Here is a 26666-nt window from a genome sequence, read left to right on the forward strand (position 1 = left end):
TTCTCTCTTCTCAATTTTCTATATTTCATCAACACAAATCCATATTCTACAACTCAGTCTTAAAAATCTACAGTTGAGTCTATTGTATTTTAAAATACAGACCTAGCGCTTCATCTTTGTATCATAATCAACTTAAAAAAAATATTATGAGAACTTTAGGATTACTTTTAGGATTATTTTTAATGAGTATTGTAGCAACAGCTCAAAACGAAGAAACTACGTATAACATTACTATAACTATAGACAATGTAGTTAACGATAATGGTACTGTTTTAGCTGGCTTACACAGCGTAGAAACTTTTATGAAAGGTCAAGGTTTACAAAATCTACAAAGTACTATTAAAGACGGAAAAATAACGCTAGTGTTTAAAGATGTACAACCTGGAGAATATGCAATTTTAGCAATGCATGACAAAAATAATAACAAACAAATGGACAGGGAAGCAAACGGAATGCCAACAGAGGATTATGGTATATCTGGATCTTCAACTCCTTATGGACCACCGAGCTTTAACGATGCTAAATTTATAGTTACAGACAAAGATTTAGAGTTTGCTATCCGCTTTTAAAAAACAACTAGTCAACATAAAAAAAGGGAGGTAAAGCATTTGCTTTATCTCCCTTTTTTGTCAACTTAATTACAGAAATCTATTCCTCTAACCAAGCATTCATCATCCAAATAGTTTTTTCTTGTTCAGCTATAAAGTCACTCATTAAAGAGTTTGTACCTTCATCATTAGCATCTCCAGAAACTTCTAGTAAATCGCGTTCTATAACTAATAATTCTTTTAAAGAATTTACAATTAATTTTATAGCTTCTACATCTACAGATATGTTTTTACCTACTGGTAATTTAGATATTGCCATATAATCTTCAAAAGTATGCAAAGGTTTACCTCCTAATGTAAGTATACGTTCTGCAATCATATCTACTTTTAAATTTGCATCTGTGTATAACTCTTCAAACTTAATATGTAAATCAAAAAAACGTTTTCCTCTAATGTTCCAATGAACACCTCTTAAATTTTGGTAATACACCTGAAAACTAGATAATAATATATTTAATTTACTGTTTAGTTCTGTAGCTTTTTCTACCTCTAATCCTATACTGTTTAATTTCATAATATATATCTTTTTTTGTTACTACAAAGTTAGCTTCTATTTAGTATTTTTGAGGTGATTTAAATCATTTATTTTTATAATTTTATAGTTTTAACCTATCAAGAATGACAATAACTCAATTACAATATGTATTAGCGGTTGCCAAATACCAAAACTTTACACTAGCAGCGGAAAAAAGCTTTGTTACGCAGCCAACTTTAAGTATGCAAGTACAAAAGTTAGAGGACGAGTTAGATATTCAGATTTTTGACAGAAGTAAAAAACCAATTTCTATTACGGAAGTCGGACAAAAAATAGTAGAACAAGCTAAAAACATTGTAAACGAAGCTGATCGTATTAAAGATATTGTAGATCAAGAAAAAGGATTTATTGGTGGTGAGTATGTTTTAGGAATTATACCTACCATAATGCCTACGCTCTTACCTATGTTTTTAAAGGCTTTTATTTCTAAATTTCCAAAAGTGAATTTGGTCATTAAAGAACAAAGCACAGATACGCTTATTAGAAATTTACAAGACGGACAAATAGATGCTGCTATTGCCGCAACTCCTTTAGAGATTGAATTTATAAAAGAAAGACCTTTGTATTACGAGCCATTTGTTGGTTATATACCACAACAACATAGGTTGGCCAATATTGAAAAATTAACTCCAGAAGATTTAGAGATTGATGATGTTTTGCTATTACAAGACGGACATTGCTTTAGAGATGGTGTTATTAACTTATGTAAATCGCCTAAAAACTCTGTTGTAGATCATTTTAGATTGCAAAGTGGTAGTTTTGAAACTTTGATAAATCTATCTAATGAAGGGTTAGGAATGACATTGTTGCCCTATTTAAACACATTGGATTTAGATGATAAGAAAAGACAAAATTTAAAACATTTTGAAACTCCATCTCCTGCAAGAGAAGTAAGTCTTATTTACCATAAAAAAGAGCTAAAAATACAAATAACAAATGCGCTACACGAAGTAATTACAAGTGTTGTACGTGGTGCAATTGCTTTTCAAGATGTAAAAATTATTAGTCCTATTACTAAAAAATAAGTTATTTGCGAGCGTATCTATAAGAACACTCTTCTATACAACCAATAAAACCTAAGATAATTTTATCGTCTTTAAAAGTAACATAGTAAGACGGGGAGTAATCCTCGTCATTACATTTGCCTTTAAAAGAAATTATATCCTCTTTAAAAGTATAAGACCCCGTAATTGGTGTATTATTACAGTTGTAACTATTGGTATGCGTAAAAGTATAATCTGCATTAAACTTAATTATATCTCCGTCTTTAACAGCTGTCCATTCTTTTACTACTGTTCCTGGACTAATTTTAGTAGCGTCTAGTTGCCAAGCACCTACAAGTTTTCCTTGTGTTAAAGGAATATCGTTATCATCATCCTTATTTAAACCACAAGCAACTACCCCTAAAAACAACAAACACACTACATATCTCATACATTATTTTTAGATAAGATGTTAACAACAACAAAAGGTTGCTTATAAAAAAAGCCACCTTATCGGTGGCTTGTTTTTAGTTCTTTATATATATCATACACTGCCTTAATTCCGGCTTATCTGTAGTAAAAGAATTTAACCAGAGTTTTAATTCTTCAATCTCGTAAGGTAATAGCCTTGAAATTGATTTTTCTAGTTCTTTGCAAAACAACTTAGAATCAAAACTTACTTTTTGTAAAATAGTCTTAGTATAGTCAAACATTGCTCTTGCCATTTTTCTAATTATTAATTTATTATTCCATAAATTTAACGATAAAAGGTATTACAATAGTCTATACAAAATGTTAAATATTCAATGATTTTCAAAAAAACTTACGTAAAGTCCTACAAAGCCATATTTTACAATACTTACCGACTTACTCTAAAAATTTTTATTTTTTCTTTTTTGGCAAGTTGCGCAACTAGTAAATCTAAAATAACTAAAGTTGCGACTAATAAACTAGAAACTTCTTTGTTTAAGAATCATTTTGTGGGCTTAAAAGTATATGACCCAGCTAGCAAAAAAACTCTTTTTGAAAAAAACAGCACCAAATATTTTACACCTGCCAGCAACACTAAAATATTTACACTTTATACCACTTTAAAACTATTACCGGAATATAGTCCGTTATTAAAATATGCTGTAAAAGGCAATACAACCTATATCCAAGGAACGGGAAACCCAACAATAGTACATCCGTATTTTAAAGACGATACTGCTATTGAGTTTTTAAAAAAGCAAAAAAATATAATGTTATATCTAAACAACTTTACGTCTGACAAGTTTGGTGGTGGCTGGGCTTGGGAAGATTTTGACACCTATTTTTCTCCCGAACGCGGTGGTTTACCTCTTTATGGTAATGTAGTAACTGCGTATAAAAAAGGAGAAATTGAAACATACCCTAGTTATTTTAAAGACAGTGTTTCTAGAAGGCCACATAGTTTTAAAAGAGACTTAGTTAAAAACATCTTTTATATAAGTCCTAATTTAAGAGACACACTAGAAGTTCCTTTTAAAACAAGTTCTAAACTAACCAAGGAGCTATTAGAAGCAGAAACAAGTAATAAAGTTACCGTAACAAAGAGCTTTCCTTCTATAAAAAAAACAATCCTTTATGGTATAGCAACAGATTCAATTGCAAAAAGAATGATGTATACAAGTGATAACTTTTTAGCAGAACAGTTGCTTATTATGGCTTCTAGCACTTTGTCTGATACGCTTAACACGAACAAAACAATTAATTATATTTTAAAAACTGATTTAGCCGATTTAGAAGAACAACCACGTTGGGTAGATGGTTCTGGACTCTCTAGGTACAACTTATTTACACCAGCCTCTTTTGTAGACGTACTAGACAAAATGTATACAGAAGTCCCAAGAGATAGGTTGTTATCATTATTTCCGGTAGGCGGCATTTCTGGAACCTTAAAAAACTGGTATAAAGGCAACCCAACACCATACATATATGCAAAATCTGGTAGTTTGGGTAACAACTATAGTTTAAGCGGCTACTTAATTACGAAGTCTGGAAAAACATTAATTTTTAGTTTTATGAACAATCATTTTAAGACAAAAACTTCTGATGTAAAAAAAGAAATGGAAGCCGTTTTAGAACTAATTAGAGATAACTATTAATTATATATTGATAAAACTAAAGACTTATTAACGATGATGAAACTAGTGGTAATCGCAATTGTATTTATACTTACTGTACTATACTTGATAAAAACTAACGACCCCAATAAATTAAAAATAGATAAGAGTCTCTTCCTATTTACAAGTAAATCAATACTAAAAGGTTTTATCCTTTATACTATTGCGGGCTGCTTATTAGCTTCTATAATACTATGTACTATGTTTTACCAAAACGGAGAACCTCATTCTCACAATATGCCCGAATTGTTGTACATATGGCTTGGTGCAGCAGGTGCAATTACAGGTTGTATTTTAGGTTTCTTTTTATCTTTAGTAAGCAAAACTAATATAAACAAAAAACTAACAATTGGATCTTTCCTTTTTGCAATTGGATGCTTTATTTGGTTAAACCTTTTATGATTTTTAGCCCTAACTATTCCTATTCAATTTTACACTACCAAATATTTAAAAACCTATTAAACTTACCTGCAAGTCAACTGCTACCCTACTATTAATTACTTTTTGCACAGAAAAAAACACGTAAATACGCTCTACGTAATTCCTTTTACCTAGTACTTCTTACTTTCTTAAACGTATTGTCCAATCAAAATTAAAAGTAGAAACCACTACTCCGTCTTTATTAACACCAATAGATTTCATTGTAAAAATTTGTCCTTCTCCAGTTGCAACTGTTTTAGCAATTGCATCCTCAATTAAATGTCCGTCTTCACACGTAAACGTAATTCTCCCCGTAGCTTTTTTAGTAAATGTAGCGTTGTTACTCGCTACCAACATAGAAATTTTTTTTCCACTTTTCTCAATTTGGTCAATAACCATAATTCCTGTTGCGTATTCCGCAGCCATACCTTGCACTGCCCAAAACATAGAGTTAAATGGGTTTTGATTAAACCATCTGTGCTTAACTGTAACTACTGCTTTTTTCTCATCTATGTGCTGTAAACGTACGCCACACCACCAAGCAGATGGTAGTTTAAAAAAATTAAATACGTTGTACTTTAATGTGCTCTTTGCCATTCTATAATTTATAATTTTTATAAAAGTATTGAAAATAGTTGAATTTATAAATGTTAAATTAAAGTTAATTTTTAGTACTATGTTTTGCATAATACCTTTTTAAAGACATATATTTGTATAAGAAACTAACAAGTTAGAATTATAGAACTTAATCAATTCTATAAAAAAATAATTCAGCGGAGTTTGTTCATCAAATCAATTAACCCTTTTCTGGTGGGTTATTAAAAGAATATCTAAACTATGAAGATAGAAAACACAAAGGCACAAATGCGCAAAGGTGTTTTAGAGTATTGCATCCTCTCTATACTTAAGGGAGAAGACAAATATACTTCTGAAATTCTTGCTACATTAAAAGATGCCAAAATGCTAGTTGTAGAAGGCACTATTTATCCATTACTAACAAGATTAAAAAATGCCGGGCTACTAACCTACCGTTGGGAAGAGTCCACATCTGGCCCACCAAGAAAATACTACGCACTTACAAAAACAGGAGAAGATTTTTTAACCGAATTAAATTCTACCTGGGACGATCTAAGAAATGCAGTAAACCTAGTTACCAACTCAAAAAAAACGAACAATGAATAAGACGATAAACATAAACCTGGCTAACTTATTCTTTCATATAGACGAAGATGCATTTCGCAAATTAGACAACTATTTAAAAGCAATAAAGCAATCTTTAAACAATGGTACGGGTGCGGACGAAATTATTTCTGATATTGAGGCTAGAATTGCAGAACTTTTTCAGGAAAAAATTAAAAACAACCAACAAGTAATTACCAAAACAGATGTAGAAGATGTTATTGCTGTTATGGGGCAACCTGAAGATTACCGTGTAGACGAAGAGATTTTTGAGGACGAAGAAGCACCTGCATCAAAATCTAAAACAAAAAAGCTTTACAGAGATACAGACAACAAATATATTGGTGGTATTTCTGCAGGTATGGCGCATTATTTAGGCATTAACCCTTGGTGGGTTCGTTTATTATGGATTGTACTTACACTAGCTACTTTTAGCGGATTTATAGTAATTTATATTCTATTACTTTTTTTAATACCAGAAGCTAAAACAACCTCGCAAAAACTAGATATGCGAGGAGAGTCTATAAACATTAGCAACATAGAGCGTACTGTAAAAGAGAGTTTTAATACTGTTACAGATAAGGTTAAAAACGCAGATTACAATAAGGCTAGCGGAAAACTAAAAACAGGTATTCAAACTTTTTTTGATGCAATAGGAACCATCTTCAATTTCATTTTTAAAAGTATTGGTAAAATTATAGGTGTATTTTTTATTTTAATTGGTGGCGCTGTAGTAATAGGTACCTTTATAGGCTTATTTACTGCTGGTTTCACAGATGCATTTGTTATAAACAACACACCACTTTACAGCATCGTTAATAGTACAAGCGCACCAATTTGGTTAATATCATTACTAACATTTTTTGCCATTGCAATACCATTTTTCTTTCTACTTTATTTAGGATTAAAAATTGTTGTATCTAACTTAAAATCTATTGGTACAATTGCTAAATTAACTCTACTTGGTGTTTGGTTGGCTGCTATTATAGGCTTAACAATTGTTGGTATTAAAGAAGCGACTGCTAATATGTACAAAGGAAGTGTAAACAAAACAGAGGAACTTAATTTTACACAGCCCTTAGATACTTTATACATAGCTACTAAAACAAGTAAAAATTATGACAGACCAGAAAATTTTAGAATTAATGGAATGACATTTACTATAGATGAAAACGGAAAAAAACTGTTACTAGATAACGATTTTATCTTTGATATTGTTAGGTCTAATGACAACGTAGCACGAATTAAAATACAAAAAGTATCTCAAGGTAGTTCTTTTGATGAGGCTAGAGAAAGAGCTAAAACTATAGAATACAACTACCAAGTATTAGACAATAAAGTAGTTTTAGATAACTTTTTAATGCTAGACCCTAAAAGTAAAATTAGAGACCAAGAGGTTAATATTACCCTTTACATTCCTAAAGGTGTAATTATTAAGTTTGATTATGATGCTGATACTCACAACATTGGTTGGCATACATCATACAAAGAAGAAATTTACAGATCTGAGGTAAAAGATTACACTTGGGTTATGAATAAGCAAGGAGTTTTAGATTGTTTAGATTGTCCAAGTGAAGACATTATTGAAGAAGAAGCAGATGAATTTGATAAAGAGACAAAACTATCTGTGGACGAGGAAGGCGTTAATATTAAAATTAATGGAAATGAGAGCTCTTTAAATATTAAAATTGACGAAAATGGAGCACGTATTGAAGCTTCAAAAAATTAAAACATACAATTCAGTATCAAAAAATAACAATTGAGTCTATCTTTTTAGAAATAAGACTATCATTTATAGACTTTTACATCATCAACCAAAAAACAACAATTATGACAACACTATCTAAAATCACAATCGCATTAGTAGTAAGTTTACTGTTCAGCTCTTGCTCTTTTAACTTTGGAGACGGAAAAAAAGGAAATGGCGAGTTAACAGAGCAGAATCGTGAAATTACAAACAGTTTTGATCGCATTTCAGCATCAGAAGGCATTACTGTTTATGTAACTCAAGCAAAAGAATTTAGTATACGAGTAGAAGCAGATGAAAATGTTATAGACCTAATTGGTACAGACGTTAAGGATGGTAAACTTAAAATACACGCTATTGAAAACATTGGTAGAGCCACTAAAAATGTACATGTTACATTACCAGTTGTTACTGCTTTGTATAGCTCTAGTGGAGCCGACTTAAATTCTGAATCACAGATAGAAGCAGATGAAATTGACTTAAACGCAAGTAGTGGTGCAGATATAGATGTTGCCCTTGTAGCAAATTCTATAAACGCAGACTCTAGCAGTGGGGCAGACATTAAACTAAGTGGTAAAACAAATAACTTAACTGCAAATGCTAGTAGTGGGGCTGATATTGATGCTCGCGATTTAAAAACTAAAACTTGTGATGCAGATGCAAGTAGCGGAGCAGATATTAGCGTAGATGTGTCAGATTCTTTAATTGCAGATGCCAGCAGTGGAGCAGATATATTGTACAGCGGTAATGCATCGGTTAAAAAGAATAAATCTTCTTCTGGAAGCGTAAAAAAGAGATAAAAAAACTAAATGTTAAAAGCGTTTTATTAAGGTCAATCTTGTTTTGTTTACAAGGTTGACCTTATTATATTAGTATAAATTTAAATATTGATATGAATTTAACCTTAACAAAGTATGTACTTCCCCTAAAACATACATTTAGCATCTCTAGAGAGTCGCATAATTTCCAAGATAGTATGGTGGTAAGTCTTGGTTTAAACGACAAAACAGGTTATGGTGAAGCTACTGCCAATCCTTATTATAAGATCACTTTTGAGAGTATGCAAAAGGAGATTGAAAACATACGTACAGCAATAGAGAATTATAATTTTACTACGCCAGAAGATTTTAATCAGTTTTTAATACAACAACAATTAAGCAACTTTGCTATTTGCGCTCTAGATTTAGCTGCGCACGATTTATATGGTAAAATTTTAAACAAACCTTTGTATAAAATCTGGAATACAGATAACAGCACCTACCCTATTACAAATTTTACGATAGGCATAGATTCTATAGAGAATATGGTTGCTAAAATGAAAGAACAACCTTGGCCTATTTATAAAATAAAACTAGGAACAAACCAAGATGTTGCTATTGTTAAAGAACTTAGAAAACATTCTGATGCTATTTTTAGGATTGATGCAAATTGCGCCTGGACTGCAGAAGAAACTATAAGTTACGCTCCTGAACTTAAAAAATTGGGCGTAGAGTTTTTAGAACAACCATTAAAAGCAGATGACTGGACTGGAATGGAAAAAGTAATGCACGCTAGTGTTTTACCTGTTATTGCAGACGAAAGCTGTATTGTTGAGTCTGATGTAGAAAAATGTGGTTACCATTTTAACGGTATAAACATTAAACTAACCAAATGTGGTGGTTTAACTCCTGCTCTTAGAATGATAAAAAAAGGAAAAGAACTTGGGTTAAAAGTTATGGTTGGTTGTATGACCGAATCTTCTGTTGGCATATCTGCTATAGCACAATTAACACCTCTGTTAGATTATGTAGATATGGATGGAGCAATGCTTTTAAGTAAAGACATTGCAAAGGGAATAGAAATAGAACCAAACGGAAATCTTATTTTTCCAAGTCAAGGAGGTTCTGGCGTTACATTACTATAATGACGTTCGTTTCTTCTTTTCCTGCTAGAAAAATTACGGTAGATGGCTCCAAAAAATTATATTTTGGAGGCACTGCCTATTTAGGCCTTCAAAAACATAAAAAATTTTTAAAAGTATATATAAATACTATTAAAAAGTACGGCACCAATTATGGAGCCTCAAGAAAATCTAACATTAAAATATCTATTTATGATAAAGCCGAAAAACACCTAGCTAAAATTGTAACTAGTGAAGCTTGTGTTACTGTTTCCTCTGGCTATTTAGCAGGACAATTGGTCTGTGATTATCTTAAATCTGAAGGGCATAGTCTATTTTATGCTCCCAACTCGCACATTGCACTACATCAACAAAAAACAAAAAATTACGATACCTATAAAGAGCTAACAAATGCTATAGAAAATCATTTAAAAGAAACTGATATACCGCCTGTAGTATTGTTAGACAGTATAGATTTTAACGGCTTAAATTATCCTAGCTTCAATGGTTTAAAAAAACTGCCTTTAGATAAAATTATATTAGTTGCAGATGACTCTCACGCACTAGGTTTGCCTTTAAACAATGGTACTGGCTGTTATGCCCAATTACATAAGTTAAACCCTAAAGAATTGTTAGTATGCTCCTCTTTGGGTAAAGGATTTGCAATACAAGCAGGAGCTGTTTTTGGAAAAACAAAAAGAATAGAACAATTAAAAAACACTGCCTTTTTTGGCGGCGCTAGTCCGGCTACACCTGCAAACTTAGCTACTTTAGTAGATGCTAATGCTATTTATATAAAAAGACAAAAGAAATTACGACAACATATTTTACAATTTTCAGAAGGTTTACAAGCTAAAGATGAATTTAGCTATATGCCAGAACACGCTGCTTTTACTTATAGTAACCAAAACATTACAACATACTTAGAAAAGCACAACATTATTGTTACAAGCTTTAATTATCCAGATAAAGACTCACCTACAATGAGTCGTATTGTAGTAAGCGCACATCATAAAAAAAAGGATATTACTAAGATTGTACATCTTATTAATACCCTTTTTAACTCTTAAAATATAATTTACTTAAGCTATCTCTTCTACAGCTGCTAAGTAACGTTCTGCGTCTAATGCAGCCATACAACCTGTACCAGCAGCAGTAACCGCTTGTCTGTATTCTTTATCTTGTACATCCCCACTAGCAAATACGCCTGGTAAGTTTGTTTTAGTAGATTTACCTTCTGTAATTAAGTAACCCGTTTCATCCATATCTAACTGACCCTTAAATATGTCTGTGTTAGGTTTATGGCCTATTGCTATAAAAAGACCTGTAATAGCAATATCTTCCTTTTCTTGTGTTTGGTTGTTTACCATACGTAAACCCTCTACAACTTGTTGTCCTAATACTTCGTCTACTTCTGTATTGTATTTTACAGTAATATTAGAAATATTATTTACCCTATGTTGCATAGCTTTAGAAGCACGCATTTCATCTTTACGAACTAACATTGTAACATTTTTACAAATATTAGCTAAGTAAGATGCTTCTTCTGCTGCTGTATCTCCTGCACCAACTATGGCTACATCTTGACCTTTATAAAAGAAACCATCACAAACCGCACAAGCAGATACTCCACCTCCTCGTAAACGTTGTTCACTTTCTATCCCTAAATATTTAGCTGTTGCCCCTGTAGAAATAATTACAGTTTCTGCTTCTATTGTTTTAGAATTGTCTACAGTTACCTTGTGTATACCACCAACTGTTTTATTAAAATCTACAGCAGTTACCATACCTATTCTAACCTCCGTTCCAAAACGTTCTGCTTGCGTTTGCAATTGCGTCATCATTGTTGGTCCGTCTATACCTTCTGGATACCCTGGAAAATTATCTACCTCTGTAGTAGTTGTTAATTGTCCTCCTGGCTCCATACCTGTATACATAACAGGTTTTAAATCTGCTCTAGCTGCGTAAATTGCCGCTGTGTATCCTGCTGGTCCAGAACCTATAATAAGACATTTAATTCTTTCTATTGTATCTGACATAATATTTTATTCTAAGTTTAGTTTAGAACACAAATGTAATTTTTTTATGCAAACCGAAAAGCGAATTACCATAAATTGTTACAATAGAACCATAGTCATATATAATTTGAGATTATTTTAACATTTTTACCGATACTACTGTTCTAAAACCGGTGTGTTCTGCAGAAGAATCTGTACTAGATCCCATGCGTGCAGAAATTCTATAACTAGCACAATAACTATCACTACATAAAAAAGAACCTCCTTTAATAACCTTTTCTTCTATATATACATTTTGTGGGTTATACGCTTCGGTAGCTCCTTTAGGATTTTTTTGTAAAAGTGCTGCAGATTGCTCTTTATAATAATTTATATTATACCAATCGCTAGTCCACTCCCAAACATTACCAGCCATATCATATAATCCATAACCATTAGGTTGGTAACTTTTTACAGGAGCACGTTTCTCATATCCATCTTTTTTACTATTCTCTACAGGAAATTCGCCTTCCCAACTATTTGCGTTTTTAGATAAAACAGACATATCATCTCCCCAAAAAAATATGGTGCCAGATTTACCGCCGTTAGCTGCATACTCCCACTCTGCTTCTGTTGGCAATCTCCTTCCTGCCCAATTGCAATAAGCCATTGCATCTTCATAACAAATTTGTACTACCGGATGATTTTCTAATCCTTTTATAGAACTATTAGGGCCATCTGGATGTTTCCAATTTGCACCAATTGTCCAATCCCACCACTGAGAAAAATCAAATAAGTTAGGTACAGATGTTTTTGCTTTTTTAAAGGTTAAAGAACCCGGCTGCAAAATGGAATCGTGTGGTTTTGGTGTGCCTGCAGGTACTTGTTTCTTCATTTCTTCCCAGTCTATTGCTCTTTCGGCTACCGTAATGTATTCTGTTTCTTTAACAAACTTAGAAAACTGAGCATTTGTAACCTCTGTGATATCCATAAAAAACCCATCTACAGCAACCTTATGCGCAGGTTTCTCATGCTGCATTGCCATTTTATCTTGTGGAACAGCTCCTTGCATAAACTCGCCTCCAGGAATCCAAACCATACCTTTTGGCACTTCAATTTCTTCTGGTTTATTTATGACTACACTATATACAGTATCCTTTTTTTCTTCTTTTTTCTGATCAGAAACGACATTTACGGATGGGACTTTTTCTGATTTTGATACGTCTTTACATTGACTAAAAAAAATTAGTACAAAAAATAGAATTGTAATATGCTTTAGACTAGATACTTTTATTTTCATAATTTGAGTTGATGTATTCTAAATTAGGTAAACAAATATATTAATCTATAAAAACTAAATGTATTTCTCAGTAATAATTATATATCCTTAGGTATTAATTTTTCATTTTAAGGCAAAATTAGATGAATGAAAAAATTGCCCAAAGCTCTTAAAATTATCAAATTAATAAAAAATAACGGCTTTAAAACAAGATAATAGAAATTTACCCCAGTCATTACTATTAAATTTGTATTTGGAGGTAAAACTTTATTACTTTTAAATTTAACAACTAAAATAAATTAGAAATTTGCCTTTAGGTTTTTATTCTAAAAAATTAACTTAAATTCAACTTTTTTTACCAAACAAAACAAACTTACTAACTTATGGAAAACACGAATATGGGAACAGGAACTAATGCCAAACGGTTATTTTATGGCAGTTGCTTTGCTTTAATTTCTACCGCTTTATCTTTTAGTATTAGAGCCGGAATATTAAAACAACTAGGAGAAGAGCTTAGTTTTAGCGCAGAACAATTAGGTTTTATTAATTCTATGTGGTTTTTAGGTTTCCCAATTTCTATGGTTATAGGAGGTTTAATTTATCATAAGGTTGGTGGAAAAGTGATTATGCAATTTGCTTTTTTTGCGCACGCCATTGGTATTATAATGACCATTTACGCTACTAGTTATACTGGTTTATTAGTATCTACTTTATTAATTGGTTTAGGAAATGGTTGTACAGAAGCAGCTTGTAACCCTATGATAGCAGATGCTTTTAAAGGCAGCAAAATGAGTACAATGCTAAACAGATTTCATATGTGGTTCCCTGGCGGTATAGTTATAGGTAGCCTATTATCTAATTTTATGACAGCAGAAGAAATTAGCTGGCAATCGCAAATTTGGATGATTATGATACCAACTGTTATTTATGCTGTATTATTTTGGGGACAAAGTTGGCCAAAAGCCAAAATTAAAGAGGCTGCCACTATTGGCAGTAACTTACAAGCTATGCTTTCTCCATTATTTATTTTTATGTTACTATGTATGGCCTTAACAGCTATATCTGAATTTGGGCCACAGCAATGGTCTGGACTTATATTAGAAAAAAGCGGGGCTAACCCAATGTTAATTTTAGCTCTAGTTACTGGTTTAATGGCTGTAGCACGTTTCTTTGGAGGCGCTGTAGTAAAAAAATTCGATCAAACAGGTGTTTTACTTGGTTCTGCTGTATTAGCTACCATTGGTATTTACCTTTTTAGTACGCAGACAGGAGAAATGGCTTATGTCGCTGCTGTTTTCTTTGCATTAGGTGTGGCGTATTTTTGGCCTAATATGATTGGTTTTGTTGCCGATAAAATCCCAAAAAGTGGTGCTTTAGGTATGTCTATAATAGGCGCTGTAGGTATGTTTGCTAATTCTATTTTTTCACCAATTATAGGAAGTTGGATAGATACAGACAAAGCTGCTGCCGAAGCAAATGGTTTAACAGGCGATCAACTAGATTTAGTTGCCGGCCAAGCCACATTAGGCTCTATGGTTACTTTCCCTGCACTATTAATTGTATTATTTACTATATTATTCTTTTGGGTAAAAAGTAGAAAAAACACAAAAGAAGTAATTAGCGCTTAAAAGTTTTATTACATACAAAATAGACTCCTTTGAATTAGCGAAGGAGTCTATTTTTTTTTACTTTTCTTTTAAGTTTTCTATTATAGATGGATCATCATCTAGAATTTTCTTAGTTGCCATATAACCTAGATTAAATATGGTATCTATACTTCCCATATCAAACGTCCCAAAATTTGATAATCCTTCTGGAAGCACTATCATATCACACAAATTAAATTTAAGCATAGATTCTGATGCCGATTTTAATTTATAAGCTCGCTCTATAACGGTATACGAATGCTTTAAATCTTCTATCTTTATTTTCTTTAGAGGATTAACATACACGCCTATAATCTTGTCACAATCCTTTTTTAACGGTTCTATAGGAAAGTTATTTAATACACCACCATCTACATAATATGCATTGCCTATTTTTAAAGGAGTAAACATTCCAGGAAAAGACGCAGAGGCCAATACTGGTTTAATAAGTTGTCCTTTTTTAAAAATTTTAAGCGTACCGTCTATTATATTAGTGCCCGTAACAAAAAGCGTTTTCTTTAATACTCCAAAATCATCTTCCGGGAAAAACTCTTTAAAATTATCGTAATATTTTTCGGTATCTAGAAAACCTGGCTTGCTACGCGCATAATTATGTCTATTAAATAAAGGTATGGTTTTAAAAAAATGCAACATACTTTCCCAACTAGCTCCGCTTGCATAAAGAGAGCCTACAATGGCGCCAGCACTTGTACCCGCTATATGCGTAACACATATTCCATTTTCTTCTAAAGCTTTTATGGCTCCAATATGTGCTACTCCTCTAATACCGCCTCCAGAAAGCACAAGTCCTATATTCATTTTTATTCTTTTGTATATTACGTAATAATTATAAGATAATCAAAATGAAATAATATAAGGTTGTATAGCCTAAACAATTTTTTAAAAAATATCCCAACTACTAATCATCAGAATAAGACAAGAGTAAAAACAGGCCAACTAAAACTAACTGACGGTCATAGTATAGTAGTAGATTACGGCTATAAAAAATGATTAACAGTATTATCTAAATAAGTTATATTTGAATAGTTATTAATCCGACAGCTAAATATTCCCATAAAGCAACACTTAGTTTATTACTTTCTTTTGCGAAAGTAGTACTAGAAATTAAAAAACAAATATGACTAAATTAATCTTTATTTTTTTCTCTTTTATATCTCTAACATTATACAGTAATGACGGAGCTTATTACGCTTCAGGCAATCAATTAATTCCTATTTCTGAAAATGAGGTTAGCATCAAAAAAGAAATCTTAACTATTAAAAGAATCATTATTGGTGAAATAGAGTATGTCTACGTAACAGTTGATTACACGTTTTACAACCCTAGTATTGAAAAAACAATATTAGTTGGTTTTGAGGCTCCTTCACCCAGTGGAGATGTAAATGGGTTTCCAAAGAATGGAGCACATCCCTATATGTCAAACTTTAAGGTCATCATGAACGGAAACTCGTTAAACTTTATGACTGCAATGGTGAACACCAAAGAATATTATATAAAAAATAAGATAGATGCTAAGACTGAAGAAGAAGTTCTTGGTGAAGATTTTAATTCAAATGCACCAGATTTTTATTATGTGTACCATTTTAATGCTGTATTTAAACCAGGAATAAACAAAATTAAACACACCTATAGGTTTCAAATGTCAGGATCAATATCCGATTCTTACAGCTTTGATTATATTTTAACTGCTGCAAACAGATGGGCTAATAACCAGATTGATGATTTTACTTTGAATATAGAAATGGGAGACAATCAAGGTTTTAGCGTAAGAAACAGCTTTTTTAACACTACAGAAAATTGGTTAATTGACAACGGAAGAAGTTTTAGTCCTAATAATCTAAGTACTGCATTTATAACCTATGACGGTAAAATATCATTTAAAAAGAGAAATTTTCATCCTAAAGGTGAGTTGTATGTAACGTCAACAGACGGACCTATAAAAAATCACTTTACTTCTTTTGATTCTGACTACCATAATTTACCGAGTAAAATAAACCCTGAAAATACAGCTACAGATTCTGAAAATGAAGACTCTTATAAAATTTTAAGAAACCTTCCTTTTGCTATTAGAGGATACGTATTTAAAACAAAACTAATTCAAGATTATTACTTATCTCAAAGTTGGTATAAACCGAATCTACTATATAAGGCCGATTTTGAACAATTAAATACGATAGAAAAAGAATGGCTAAAAATTGTAAAGTCTAAAGAATGATAGAAAAAAAAGATAAAACCTTTATCCTCGTTAAAAAATGAAGAATATATTAGTAATACTACTTTTTACCATTAGCTCTAACACTATTTATTCTCAAGAATTTAAGGCTGGAGTTCTAATGCCCAGTAAGGAATTTAAATTATGCTGCGTTTATATTCCAGATTCTGGAATTAAAATATATGACAAACCTAACGGAAAAATTCAAGGGCATATCTATTTAGGAGAAGCTGATCATAACAAAGAATTCTACACCGCTTTTATTAAAAAAAATGGGGTTGAAAAAAAATTAGAATATCCAAATCTTGAAATGGTTGGGTATGAGACAATGGCTTTAGTTTTTGTTGACTCAGTCTCTGAGTTTGTAAAACTTAAAAATGGATTATGGATTAATTTTAAAGAACTAAAATCTAAAAACTTAAGACCAATTTCTTGGATGAATTATGCTATTGAGAAAAACACAGAATGGTATGCTACTAAAGAAGGACTTAACCTAAGAAAGGGACCTTCTACAAACTATGCTAAAATAGTAACACTAAAAGGAGACTTGTTTGGCATTAAGTTAACCACTGAGAAGAAAGGGAAATGGAATAAAGTAAAAGTCACAAAATATAGAAAACACCCTTGTTCTGGTGAAGATAACCTTGTTATTACAACGTATACAGGTTGGATTAAGCTTATCTCGGAAAATGAAACTCTTAATGTCTGGAATTATGAAAAGGGATGTTAAAATAAAAAAACACTACTAAACTACCAATAATCCAAGCTTTAATGACTCCCAAAATCATAGAAATAACTTCTGAAGAAACATTAAATATTCGCCATAGAACTATGTGGCCAAATAAACCTATTAACTACGTTAAGCTAGAAAATCATGATCAAGGAAGACATTTTGGGTTATTTATTGATGGCAAAATGGTTTCTGTTATATCGCTATTTATTACAAATAAAGCAGCGCAGTTTAGAAAATTTGCAACACTAACAGAATATCAAGGAAAAGGATATGGAACAATATTATTAAACAGAATTATTAGCATAGCAGAAGATGAAAAACTAAATAAAATATGGTGTAATGCTCGAACAGACAAATCTGATTATTACGCTAAATTCGGAATGATATTAACCAAAAATAGATTTAAAAAAGGGGAAATTGAGTATGTTGTAATGAAAAAAAATATAAGCTAAATAGTAACCTTTAGAAAAAGACAATCCACCTAATCGCTTTAAAATAAAATATTTACTTACTTTTAATACTGTAATTTTTAATAACGTAAACAGCTATTATGGGCCTATTTAATCTATTTAGAAAAGAAAAAAAGGATAAACACAAAACTGAATTTAAATTCAGTGATGCAGAAAATAAAGCCATTTTTACGTGTAACCACGCGACCGATCTTAAAAGACCTATTTTATACGCATCACACGACAATGATGGAGATTGGCAGTTCTTGTGCGGACAGGATGAACACACTGAAGAAAATGCAAAAATTATTTCTTTAAAGAATGCTGTGGAATTAGATAGTACATTAAATCAGTTATTTGAAATGCCAATTGGAGTTGGTGCAGAACGTACTGCAGTTGGAGAAAAATGGAATCCGTTTAAACTTTAATTCTAAAGATAAATTTAAATTTCTATTGTATAAAATTTTCAGTGTCTTCTATTCTAAAAACACTATTATACAAAAAAAGCTTCCCTATATAAGAGAAGCTTTTTTAGCTTTAATAGTATAAAATAAAAAAGCCTCTCAGTTTCCTGAAAGGCTTTCTTGGTCGGGGTGGCAGGCTTAACCCTGTTCTACCCAACACACTGTTAATCCGACGTATGTGATATCTGCTTATAATTATGCACACCTATTCGCACACTAAAACAGAAATAAGAACTCTAAAAATATAATCTATTCTTCTTATGAACCTTAAAGTTATAAATATTAATAAAAATAATATTACATTTTGATTTGAGTAAATTATGGCAAATTAAAAATTTAGTCTTTTGCTTATATTCTTAACCAATCATTTGGTAGAATATTTATTTTACAGTTTTAGATTTATTAAATTTCATATAATCCTGCCAGAGCACCAAAACATACTTTTCATTGTTATGCTCTTTTATTTTCAGAAAACCATATTCATAAACAAATAGGTAAACTTCTCCTTTTTGGTTTTTCCAATAGTGCGTAAAAAAATTAGAGTCAAAGCCTAATTCATTAACTAGTTCGGTTCTTACCGTGACTTTGCCACCTTTATTGAATTCTTTCAGAATTTTACGGTTAAGTTTCAACTGATTATCTACAATATTATAAAACCTCTGTGGTTGTTCTTTAGATATTTGATATTGGTATGCACTCTTACAATGTAAGTTACAGTATTTCTTATCTATCCTTCCCTGAATTTCTTTTTTACAATACTTACATTGTTGATGTATTTTCATATCTATAAAATTAAGTGAATGTGTATGCGAATATTATTCGATTAAGATACGATTAAACCATTTAGATACTATAATTTAGTTTTAGATTCTTGAAATCAATCCTATGAATTCATCATACAAACAACATATTAAGTCTATAACCTTATATCATCTAATGATTAATGACACCAAGATGATTGGTATAAAATTTGAATCTGATAAAGTTATTCAGGCGCTAATTAAAAGTTTATCTAATCCAAAATGGAGTGATCAATACAAAATGGTGTATGTACCAAATACCCAGCAGAATTTAAATGATATTTTATATGTGTTCAAAGGCGTAATTTGGATAAATTATAACCGTTTTTTCGCCAATAAAGCAATTAACAAGTATAATGAAACATTAGACATAAGCTGGTTTCGAAAAAGAAAAATTAACCCACATTATAAGTATTGCCCTGAAGAATATTTATTAAAGCTTGAACTCAAACGGTACTCTAACAATACAGTTCGCATATATGTTCCTTTTTTTGAAATGTTTATTAATTTTTATAATGACCGAGAAATTAATACGTTGGATGAGAGTGATATTAGAGGTTTTCTCCAGCATCTCATCCAAAAAAAAATGTCGAACTCCTATATAAATCAAGTAATAAATGCTATTAAATTTTATTATGAAGTAGTACTTGGAATGCCTCATAGATTCTATGATATAGAACGCCCACGTAAAGAATATAAGCTCCCAAAAGTAATTTCTAAAGAAGAAATACTTTCAATAATTAACAATACAAATAATATAAAACATAGGTGTGTTGTAAAATTACTATATGGTTCTGGCTTACGTAAAAGTGAACTTTTAAACCTAAAAGTAAATGATATTGATAGTAAGCGAATGTTAGTCCGAGTACAAAACTCAAAAGGTAATAAGGATAGATTTACCCTTCTCTCAAAGAATGCTTTGGACGATTTAAGGATTTACTTTAAAGAGTTTAGACCAAAGGATTATTTGTTTGAAGGACAAAAAGGTGGCAAATACAGTGGAGAGAGTGTTCTGAGAATTGTAAAATTAGCCTCTGAAAAAGCTAGAATACGTGAAAGTGTTACGCCACATGTACTGCGCCATAGTTTTGCTACACATTTATTAGAATCGGGTGTAGATTTAAGACAAATTCAAGTATTACTTGGGCATAGCTCTACTAAAACAACAGAAATTTACACACATGTAGCCACAAATACTTTTAAAACAATAAAAAATCCATTAGATTAGCCATGCGTATAAAATAGAAATAACCGTATTTATACGGTTATCCTTACGTTATATGGCATTTGAAAAAAAATAAGAATGATAATAGAATTACCAACTAAAAAAGGCAATCCAAATACAAATCCACAGTTAGATTTTCAACAATTAGTAATAGTAGGCGCGAATGGTTCTGGTAAAACAAGGCTGGGTTCTAATATTGAAACAAAATATAACAAATTAGTCCATCGAATATCAGCACAAAAATCACTTACATTTCCAACTGTAGTTAGTCCAACTTCAAAAAAAATAGCTGAAACTCAATTCTTATATGGAATCCATGTTGATACATGGAATGATGAAACTCATTTAAACGAAAAGACGAACAATCGTTGGGGAAGGAATATCAGTACGCATTTGCTAAATGATTTTGACAAATTACTAGTTTTATTACATACTGAAGAATATGAAGAATCTCTGAATTATAAAGAAGGTCGCATAAACAAACCGATAACTAAACTTGATACCGTACATTCTATATGGGAACAAGTTCTACCTCACCGAAAATTACTAAAACGTGCTGGGATAATAGAAACTTATCCAACTGGACAGGCAGCTAATGTTTATAACGCATCGCAAATGAGTGATGGGGAAAGAGTAATATTTTATTTAATCGGAGAAGTTGTGTGCTCACCGAAAAACTCAATTGTAATTATTGATGAACCTGAAATGCATCTGCACAAGTCCCTTGTAAAAAAACTATTTGACCTTATTGAAAACGAAAGACCTGATTGTGCTTTTATTTATTTGACACACGACATAGACTTTGCTTTTACAAGACAAAACGCCACTAAAATTTGGGCTAAAACCTATGAAGGCAATAATATTTGGGACTACGAGATACTGGCGGACGCAACACCAATTCCCGAACAGTTATATTTAGAGATTTTAGGCAGCCGTAAACCTGTATTATTTCTAGAAGGAGATAATAGCAGTATTGACTACCAACTTTATGGTCAAGTTTACCCAAACCATACCATCAAACCTCTCGGCAGTTGTGACAAGGTCATTCATTCTGTAAAATCCTTTAATGAACAAACAGCCTTTCACCAAATTCAGTCATATGGTATAATTGATAGAGATAGAAGGCAGAATGATGATATTGATAGACTTAACGATAAAAACATTTGGGTTCTCGATGTAGCAGAGGCTGAAAATCTTTTATTAATTGAAGAAATTGTAAAAGCAGTTTCCAATCATATGGGTAAAAACCCAGTTGAAACTTTCAATCAGGTAAAACAAAATTTATTAGATTTTTTCAACATTCAAATAGAAAGTCAAATACTATTACATTTTAAAGAACTTTTAAAACGAGAAATGATAAAAGCGACTTATTTCGAAGAAAAAACAGTTGCAAATGTTATGACCGAAATAAATACAAATTTTGGAAATATCGACAAACAAAAAATATTTGATGAAATAAAATTAGAATTCGACGGTATAGTTCAAAATCAGGATTATAACGCAATGCTCCGAGTTTTTAACTTAAAAAATGCCCTTATTCCAAATTCGAAAATATGTGAACTAACAGACGTCAAAAACAAGTTTGGTTACTTAAAACTTGTTATTACTCTGTTGAAAAAGAATGATGCAACTAGTTTGTCAATTTCCAATGCTATAGAACAAAGAATAAAGAAAAACGCCATATAACAAAACCTATAAACAATACGGGCTTAGGGCTTAAACAAAAGGTTTGCGTATTTTTATGAGGTCGCGAAATCTTTGGGATTTCGCTTTGACACAAAAAAGAAAAATCAAAACCAAAAGATTTCGCTACGTGCATGGCGGAAAGCAAACGCTAGTTTGCTCCCGTACTGTTCATAGCTAAACCGTTGTAAAACATACTGCTCAATTACAACATTTCATCTACATTCAACGTTATAGCTTTGAAAATAGTAACTTTTAAGTTACCTTTGAGTAATGGAGAAAGTTAGGGAGGTAATCCAGTACAAAAACTATTTCGAAGAATTCTTACTCAAACAGCCGAAAAAGGTTCAGGACAAGATATTCAAGGTCATCGAAATAATCGAAACGTATGAAAGAGTTCCCTCGACTTATCTTAAAACAATTGTTGGAACAAAAGGACTTTATGAAGCTCGTATAAAATTGGGCTCAAACATTTGGAGAGTATTCTGCTTTTTCGACAAGGGTAAACTCGTAATCCTGTTGAATGGATTTGCCAAGAAAACGCAAAAGACTCCGAAAAAAGAAATCGACAAAGCAGTCGGACTAATGAATTTGTACTATGAAGACAAAAAAAGATAAGATGGACACGAAAAGCTGGAAAGATATAAAGGACACCGTTTACGGAAAAAAAGGAACGGAACGCAGAGATGGACTCGAAAGAGATTTCGAATCTTTTAAAATTGGTCTGCTTTTACGAAAAGCCCGGGAAGAGAAAAATTTGACGCAAGAGCAACTTGGCGAGCTGGTGGACAAAAAACGCACCTACATTTCAAGAGTTGAAAACAACGGAAGTAATTTGACCTTAAAAACGTTGTATGAAATTGTAGAAAAGGGACTGGGTGGAAAAGTTACTATCTCAATCGAGGTCTGAAAAAAGTACGTTTTACAACAGAACCTATAAGTAATGCGGGCTTCGGGCTTAATCGAAAGGTTCGCGTATTTTTATGAGGTCGCAAAATCTTTAGGATTTTACTTTAGACAAAAAATATAAATTAAAACAAAAAGCTTTTGCTAAGCGTTATGGCGGAATGGGAATTGCTTCTCAGCTCCTGCACTACTCATAGCTTAGGCGTTACCACACATTTGATGAGAAACGAAAGAAATTGGAATAAAGCAAAATGGATTTTCGAGTCGGACGGAGCATTGAGGGATATTTATATTCAAGACACTAGTAAATCTGATTGGGAACAACTCATTTCTTTCTTGAACTCTAAATATGACTTAGAATTTGGAGTTGATAAGCAAAATAGTACAGATAAGATAGACTTCGGATTTGTTCAAAAAATATGGAATGATGAAACTGGAGAATTAGAAACAAAATCGTTGACAATTGACTTAAATGGAATAGTCATAAAATCATATTTTTTTTGCCCAGAGCAAATTGAATTTGATATAAAACCTTCTGAACTAAAATCAGAATCGGAACTGAATACTATTATAGATTTTATGCAATCGATAAGTAAGGCAGTAAAAAAACAGTCAATTCTAACAGATGAAAATAACGCTAGATTCCCTCTTATAAAGGTAGATTATGAAAACGGAATTGAAAAAGTGTTAAGCAAAAATGAAATGATTAGGATTTCGAAAAAAGCAGGTATTTATAATGGTTGGTTTTCGAGAGTTAAAGCAAAGATTTTCCCAAAACCTATTACACAAGAAGAGTTAGAATATATGGCAATGGAAAGTGCATGCAAACCATATGAGCTAGTTTCGCAAAAAGAAAACGTGTGGTAACAAAACCTATAAACAATACGGGCTTAGGGCTTAAACGCTAAGGTCTGTGTATATTTATAATGTCGCGAAATCTTTGGGATTTCGCTTTGAGACAAAAAAAGAAAAAACAAAACCAAAAGATTTCGCTCTGTGCGTGGCGGAAAGCAAACGCTAGTTTGCTCCCGTACTGTTCATAGCTCAACCGTTGCCAAGCATTGCGCAACGTACTCTGAGTAAAAAAAAAGTATAGTTCTTTTTTTGATCTTTAAGAAAGTAAAATTAGAAAAAATATACTGCCGAATTTCAAATATTACGCTGAATTATCACTCAAATGCTTAATGAAAATCACAGCGGACTTTTTAGGTCGTTTGCGGAATCGACATCTGAATTGAAAACCGAAAACTGAACTGTATGCGGAATTCAGCAAGTGTCGGAATTACTCACTCAATCGGAATTGAAAAAGTTGGCGGAATAAAATGCTGACTGAATTTACTCAAACGCGGAAAAGCAAAAAACGGAATTTAACTGGACAATTAGAACTCTGAAAAAAATCAACGACTTGGCAACAACGTGTATAAAAAATTGCGTAGTTTAGTGCTTAACCAAAGGCAGTTGCATTTTTGTTACGTCTGATTTTCCTGCGGAAAATCCTCGCACACAAAAACGCAACTTTCCATACACAAGACCGTTGGCAACAAGCTCAAAAGCACATGAAAAAATATTATTATTTCTTAATTCTATTCATATTCATTTCCTGTAATTCAAAGACGGACGGAGTAAAATCTGGAACTTTTGAATTGTATGAAAATGATTCCCTAATTGGGTATGTTTATAGAGTGGGAAATTACCAGATTGAAGATTATCCTGATAATACTGAACTAATAGCGCGAATTGACCATCAAACGGACTCAACTTATTTCCTCAAAGGAGTTGAAAAAAACCAGGATGGAATTGACTCAATAATCTGGCTCAACCATTATAGAGAAATAGCCCAAAACAAATATAAAATTGTAGCAACACCTTATAATTCTGATATTGAATATAAATACGAAGGAGTTTTATTAAAAGTTAGTAATGAGGTAAATGGTGAGTATCTAAAAAGATTGAGATTACTCAATAAGAAATAAAAGCCAGTTGCCAACAGAACCTATACGTAATGCGGACTTTAGGGCTTAAACGGAAAGGTCTGTGTATATTTATGAAGTCGCTAAATCTTATGGATTTAGCTTTGGACAAGAAAAAATAAAACTAAACAATAAGCTTTAGCTTTGTGCGCAGACGGAAAAGAAAAGTTTCCTTGCCTCCGCACTACGCATAGCTCAAGCGTTAGGTAACATTAGAGAAAAATGAAATTTAATTCTGAATTAGAAAAAATAATATCCGACAGTAGATTAATAGCGATAGATTTAAACTCTGGTCATATATCTTCTTTTCATTTTATAATAGCTATTTTAAAATCTGACAATCTACCTCAAAAAATATTTGAATCTAAAAGCTGGAAGTTTGAAAAATTAATAAAAATATTAAAATCAAATGAAAAGCAAAATGTAGAGAAATATTTTTTGACTAAAGAATTTGAGCATACTTTAAAAAATGCTAAATATTATGCTCGAACGTATTTAGACAAAGAAGTAAACCCTGAGCACATTATTTTATCCATGTTGGCTGACAAAAAAAGCTATGCGGGTAAATACTTAAATGAGATTGGAATGGATTACTCGGAATTCAAAATAGAATGTAAAAAAACTCGAAAAATGACATCTAAAAGTGTTCTTGAGTTTTTTGGAAGCAATCGATTTTTAGTTTCTATCGGATTACCAAAAATTATAAACGGAATATAAAAAACGTTACCTAACACTATATATAGCAAATAGGCCAATTAGTTTTTAACTCAAAGGTTGTTGTCTATTTGCAAAGTCGCCAAATCTTTTGATTTGGTATTAAAGAAGAAAAATTAAAACAAAATAAAAAGATTTGGCTTGTGGCTTAACTGAAAATACTTTTTTATCTTCTGCCCTACTTGCCATATATTTAACGTTGTGAGCAATATGAACAAACCTTTGTCAACACTAATTTTACTTCTGATTTGCTCTTGTGCAAGTCAAAAATATAAGACTATTGACTTTGGACGATTTGAAATTACTGTTCCTGAAAAATGGAACAAATACGAAAGAAAAGGAATCGATAGTTATGTTGGCGGAATGATAACTGACAAAAATGATACTCTGAATTTTGATTTAGGTAGATATTCAGGCGATGTTAGTACGGATTTTCCAATGGTTTATAATGAAGAAACTCTTGCGGAATTATCAAATAGAGAAAGAAAACTATTGCCTAGAACAAAACATCTAATTACAGAAGATTGGTCAAGCGAAGACATAGATTTACGTGACTATTTGAAATATGATGTCGAATATGATACAATTGCTTGTTTTAGAGTAAAAATAATTCGACCAAAAAATAAAGGTTTCGGTGCAAGCGGAATTTATATAGATAGTTTGTCTGGAATTAAAAAGAAATACGATAAAACTAAATTTAATTTTTACGGAAAATTTTTATCGGAGAAAACTCAAACGGAATTCATAAAAGCGTTGAAAACGTTGAGATTTGAAAAGTATTGCGAATAATACTGCTCACAACAATGTATATAAAACATAGCTATTATAGGCTTTCCGAAAGGTTTGTGTATGTTTTCGAAGTCCGCCAAATTTTTAAATTTGGCTTTTTGAGAAAATTAAGATAAAAAGAAAAATTTAAAAATTCGGCTCGTGTATAATCCGAAAAGTTAGCGTCTTTTTACACGCTACATTTCATATACGTGACGTTAGTAAATATTACAGTTGAAATTTAAAATATCGACTAGTAAGACAAATATTCTCTGAGTAATTGTAACTGAATAAAATTATGTTG

Annotated in this window: 30 protein-coding genes; 22 read left to right on the plus strand and 8 right to left on the minus strand. The window is 31.7% G+C overall.

Annotated features, from left to right (window positions below):
* Positions 1–146 precede the first annotated feature (146 nt).
* Positions 147–569 carry a DUF2141 domain-containing protein gene (locus M4I21_RS03765; protein WP_249557716.1) on the plus strand — a complete coding sequence of 141 codons (423 nt, stop codon included), beginning with the start codon at positions 147–149 and terminating at the stop codon, positions 567–569.
* A gap of 79 nt (positions 570–648) precedes the next feature.
* On the opposite strand, the gene M4I21_RS03770 is transcribed toward M4I21_RS03765, so the two are convergent.
* Entirely contained in the window at positions 649–1122 is a 474-nt protein-coding gene (locus M4I21_RS03770) for a Dps family protein (RefSeq protein WP_249557717.1), read from the minus strand.
* A gap of 104 nt (positions 1123–1226) precedes the next feature.
* On the opposite strand from M4I21_RS03770, the gene M4I21_RS03775 reads away from it, so the two are divergent.
* Positions 1227–2168, plus strand: coding sequence for a LysR substrate-binding domain-containing protein (locus M4I21_RS03775; protein ID WP_249557719.1), 942 nt, complete (start codon positions 1227–1229; stop codon positions 2166–2168).
* 1 nt (position 2169) lies between these two features.
* Here M4I21_RS03775 and M4I21_RS03780 read toward each other — a convergent pair whose 3' ends face one another.
* Both M4I21_RS03780 and M4I21_RS03785 read right to left on the minus strand, forming a co-directional pair.
* Positions 2170–2577 (minus strand): lipocalin-like domain-containing protein, encoded by a 408-nt coding sequence (locus M4I21_RS03780; protein WP_249557721.1) that lies wholly within the window; start codon positions 2575–2577, stop codon positions 2170–2172.
* Positions 2578–2653: 76 nt separating this feature from the next.
* Positions 2654–2851, minus strand: a complete 198-nt coding sequence (locus M4I21_RS03785; protein WP_072301815.1) for a hypothetical protein — start codon at positions 2849–2851, stop codon at positions 2654–2656.
* 255 nt (positions 2852–3106) lie between these two features.
* Between M4I21_RS03785 and M4I21_RS03790 the strand changes: the two genes are divergently transcribed.
* Positions 3107–4252 carry a D-alanyl-D-alanine carboxypeptidase gene (locus tag M4I21_RS03790; protein WP_249557723.1) on the plus strand — a complete coding sequence of 382 codons (1146 nt, stop codon included), beginning with the start codon at positions 3107–3109 and terminating at the stop codon, positions 4250–4252.
* Positions 4253–4285: 33 nt separating this feature from the next.
* Positions 4286–4672: a hypothetical protein gene (locus M4I21_RS03795; protein WP_249557724.1), complete on the plus strand. Its 387-nt coding sequence runs from the start codon at positions 4286–4288 to the stop codon at positions 4670–4672.
* Positions 4673–4831: 159 nt separating this feature from the next.
* Here the strand turns inward: M4I21_RS03795 and M4I21_RS03800 are convergent, their stop codons facing one another.
* The gene (locus M4I21_RS03800; protein ID WP_249557726.1) at positions 4832–5287 is read right to left on the minus strand and encodes a DUF4442 domain-containing protein; all 456 of its coding nucleotides are present in this window, start codon (positions 5285–5287) and stop codon (positions 4832–4834) included.
* A gap of 240 nt (positions 5288–5527) precedes the next feature.
* On the opposite strand from M4I21_RS03800, the gene M4I21_RS03805 reads away from it, so the two are divergent.
* From M4I21_RS03805 to M4I21_RS03825, 5 genes are all read left to right on the plus strand, one after another.
* Complete coding sequence (locus M4I21_RS03805) at positions 5528–5872, plus strand: PadR family transcriptional regulator (RefSeq protein WP_249557727.1); 345 nt, start codon at positions 5528–5530, stop codon at positions 5870–5872.
* Positions 5865–7598, plus strand: coding sequence for a PspC domain-containing protein (locus tag M4I21_RS03810; protein WP_249557728.1), 1734 nt, complete (start codon positions 5865–5867; stop codon positions 7596–7598). The genes M4I21_RS03805 and M4I21_RS03810 overlap by 8 nt, the downstream gene beginning before the upstream one ends.
* A 101-nt stretch (positions 7599–7699) precedes the next feature.
* Positions 7700–8416, plus strand: coding sequence for a head GIN domain-containing protein (locus M4I21_RS03815; protein WP_249557730.1), 717 nt, complete (start codon positions 7700–7702; stop codon positions 8414–8416).
* A 92-nt stretch (positions 8417–8508) separates the two neighbouring features.
* Positions 8509–9519, plus strand: coding sequence for a dipeptide epimerase (locus M4I21_RS03820; RefSeq protein WP_249557731.1), 1011 nt, complete (start codon positions 8509–8511; stop codon positions 9517–9519).
* Complete coding sequence (locus M4I21_RS03825) at positions 9519–10565, plus strand: aminotransferase class I/II-fold pyridoxal phosphate-dependent enzyme (protein ID WP_249557738.1); 1047 nt, start codon at positions 9519–9521, stop codon at positions 10563–10565. Before M4I21_RS03820 ends, M4I21_RS03825 begins: the two co-directional genes overlap by 1 nt.
* Before the next feature lie 12 nt (positions 10566–10577).
* Here the strand turns inward: M4I21_RS03825 and trxB are convergent, their stop codons facing one another.
* On the minus strand, positions 10578–11534 hold the full coding sequence (gene trxB, locus M4I21_RS03830; RefSeq protein ID WP_249557740.1) for a thioredoxin-disulfide reductase: 957 nt from the start codon (positions 11532–11534) through the stop codon (positions 10578–10580).
* Positions 11535–11646: 112 nt separating this feature from the next.
* Positions 11647–12792: a formylglycine-generating enzyme family protein gene (locus M4I21_RS03835; protein WP_249557741.1), complete on the minus strand. Its 1146-nt coding sequence runs from the start codon at positions 12790–12792 to the stop codon at positions 11647–11649.
* A gap of 362 nt (positions 12793–13154) precedes the next feature.
* Here M4I21_RS03835 and M4I21_RS03840 point away from each other — a divergent pair, with 362 nt between their 5' ends.
* A complete protein-coding gene (locus tag M4I21_RS03840; RefSeq protein ID WP_249557743.1) occupies positions 13155–14399 on the plus strand; it encodes an MFS transporter in 1245 nt (414 codons plus the stop codon).
* A gap of 57 nt (positions 14400–14456) precedes the next feature.
* Here the strand turns inward: M4I21_RS03840 and M4I21_RS03845 are convergent, their stop codons facing one another.
* Positions 14457–15236 (minus strand): patatin-like phospholipase family protein, encoded by a 780-nt coding sequence (locus M4I21_RS03845; protein ID WP_283771742.1) that lies wholly within the window; start codon positions 15234–15236, stop codon positions 14457–14459.
* Between the two features lie 319 nt (positions 15237–15555).
* Here M4I21_RS03845 and M4I21_RS03850 point away from each other — a divergent pair, with 319 nt between their 5' ends.
* The 4 genes from M4I21_RS03850 (at position 15556) to M4I21_RS03865 (ending at position 18260) form a co-directional block, all read left to right on the plus strand.
* Positions 15556–16653, plus strand: a complete 1098-nt coding sequence (locus M4I21_RS03850; RefSeq protein ID WP_249557745.1) for a YARHG domain-containing protein — start codon at positions 15556–15558, stop codon at positions 16651–16653.
* Between the two features lie 37 nt (positions 16654–16690).
* A complete protein-coding gene (locus M4I21_RS03855) occupies positions 16691–17380 on the plus strand; it encodes an SH3 domain-containing protein (RefSeq protein ID WP_249557746.1) in 690 nt (229 codons plus the stop codon).
* Positions 17381–17421: 41 nt separating this feature from the next.
* Entirely contained in the window at positions 17422–17835 is a 414-nt protein-coding gene (locus M4I21_RS03860) for a GNAT family N-acetyltransferase (protein WP_249557748.1), read from the plus strand.
* A gap of 98 nt (positions 17836–17933) precedes the next feature.
* Positions 17934–18260, plus strand: a complete 327-nt coding sequence (locus M4I21_RS03865) for a hypothetical protein (protein ID WP_249557750.1) — start codon at positions 17934–17936, stop codon at positions 18258–18260.
* Between the two features lie 416 nt (positions 18261–18676).
* Here M4I21_RS03865 and M4I21_RS03870 read toward each other — a convergent pair whose 3' ends face one another.
* Positions 18677–19078 carry a hypothetical protein gene (locus M4I21_RS03870; RefSeq protein WP_249557752.1) on the minus strand — a complete coding sequence of 134 codons (402 nt, stop codon included), beginning with the start codon at positions 19076–19078 and terminating at the stop codon, positions 18677–18679.
* 172 nt (positions 19079–19250) lie between these two features.
* Here M4I21_RS03870 and xerA point away from each other — a divergent pair, with 172 nt between their 5' ends.
* The 8 genes from xerA to M4I21_RS03910 all read left to right on the plus strand — a co-directional run bounded on the left by xerA (position 19251) and on the right by M4I21_RS03910 (position 26383).
* The gene (gene xerA, locus M4I21_RS03875; protein ID WP_249557754.1) at positions 19251–20324 is read left to right on the plus strand and encodes a site-specific tyrosine recombinase/integron integrase; all 1074 of its coding nucleotides are present in this window, start codon (positions 19251–19253) and stop codon (positions 20322–20324) included.
* A gap of 75 nt (positions 20325–20399) precedes the next feature.
* Positions 20400–22007, plus strand: coding sequence for a DUF4435 domain-containing protein (locus M4I21_RS03880; RefSeq protein WP_249557756.1), 1608 nt, complete (start codon positions 20400–20402; stop codon positions 22005–22007).
* Positions 22008–22277: 270 nt separating this feature from the next.
* On the plus strand, positions 22278–22622 hold the full coding sequence (locus tag M4I21_RS03885; RefSeq protein WP_249557757.1) for a type II toxin-antitoxin system RelE/ParE family toxin: 345 nt from the start codon (positions 22278–22280) through the stop codon (positions 22620–22622).
* Position 22623: 1 nt separating this feature from the next.
* Entirely contained in the window at positions 22624–22914 is a 291-nt protein-coding gene (locus tag M4I21_RS03890; RefSeq protein ID WP_165750521.1) for a helix-turn-helix domain-containing protein, read from the plus strand.
* A gap of 149 nt (positions 22915–23063) precedes the next feature.
* Positions 23064–23777, plus strand: coding sequence for a hypothetical protein (locus M4I21_RS03895; RefSeq protein WP_249557760.1), 714 nt, complete (start codon positions 23064–23066; stop codon positions 23775–23777).
* A gap of 689 nt (positions 23778–24466) precedes the next feature.
* Entirely contained in the window at positions 24467–24883 is a 417-nt protein-coding gene (locus tag M4I21_RS03900; protein WP_249557761.1) for a hypothetical protein, read from the plus strand.
* Between the two features lie 219 nt (positions 24884–25102).
* The gene (locus tag M4I21_RS03905; RefSeq protein WP_249557764.1) at positions 25103–25597 is read left to right on the plus strand and encodes a Clp protease N-terminal domain-containing protein; all 495 of its coding nucleotides are present in this window, start codon (positions 25103–25105) and stop codon (positions 25595–25597) included.
* Positions 25598–25816: 219 nt separating this feature from the next.
* The gene (locus M4I21_RS03910; RefSeq protein ID WP_249557765.1) at positions 25817–26383 is read left to right on the plus strand and encodes a hypothetical protein; all 567 of its coding nucleotides are present in this window, start codon (positions 25817–25819) and stop codon (positions 26381–26383) included.
* Positions 26384–26666: the final 283 nt, after the last annotated feature.

Origin of the sequence: Cellulophaga sp. 20_2_10, from assembly GCF_023476645.1 — a bacterium.
In the GTDB taxonomy this organism is placed as follows: Bacteria; Bacteroidota; Bacteroidia; order Flavobacteriales; family Flavobacteriaceae; genus Cellulophaga.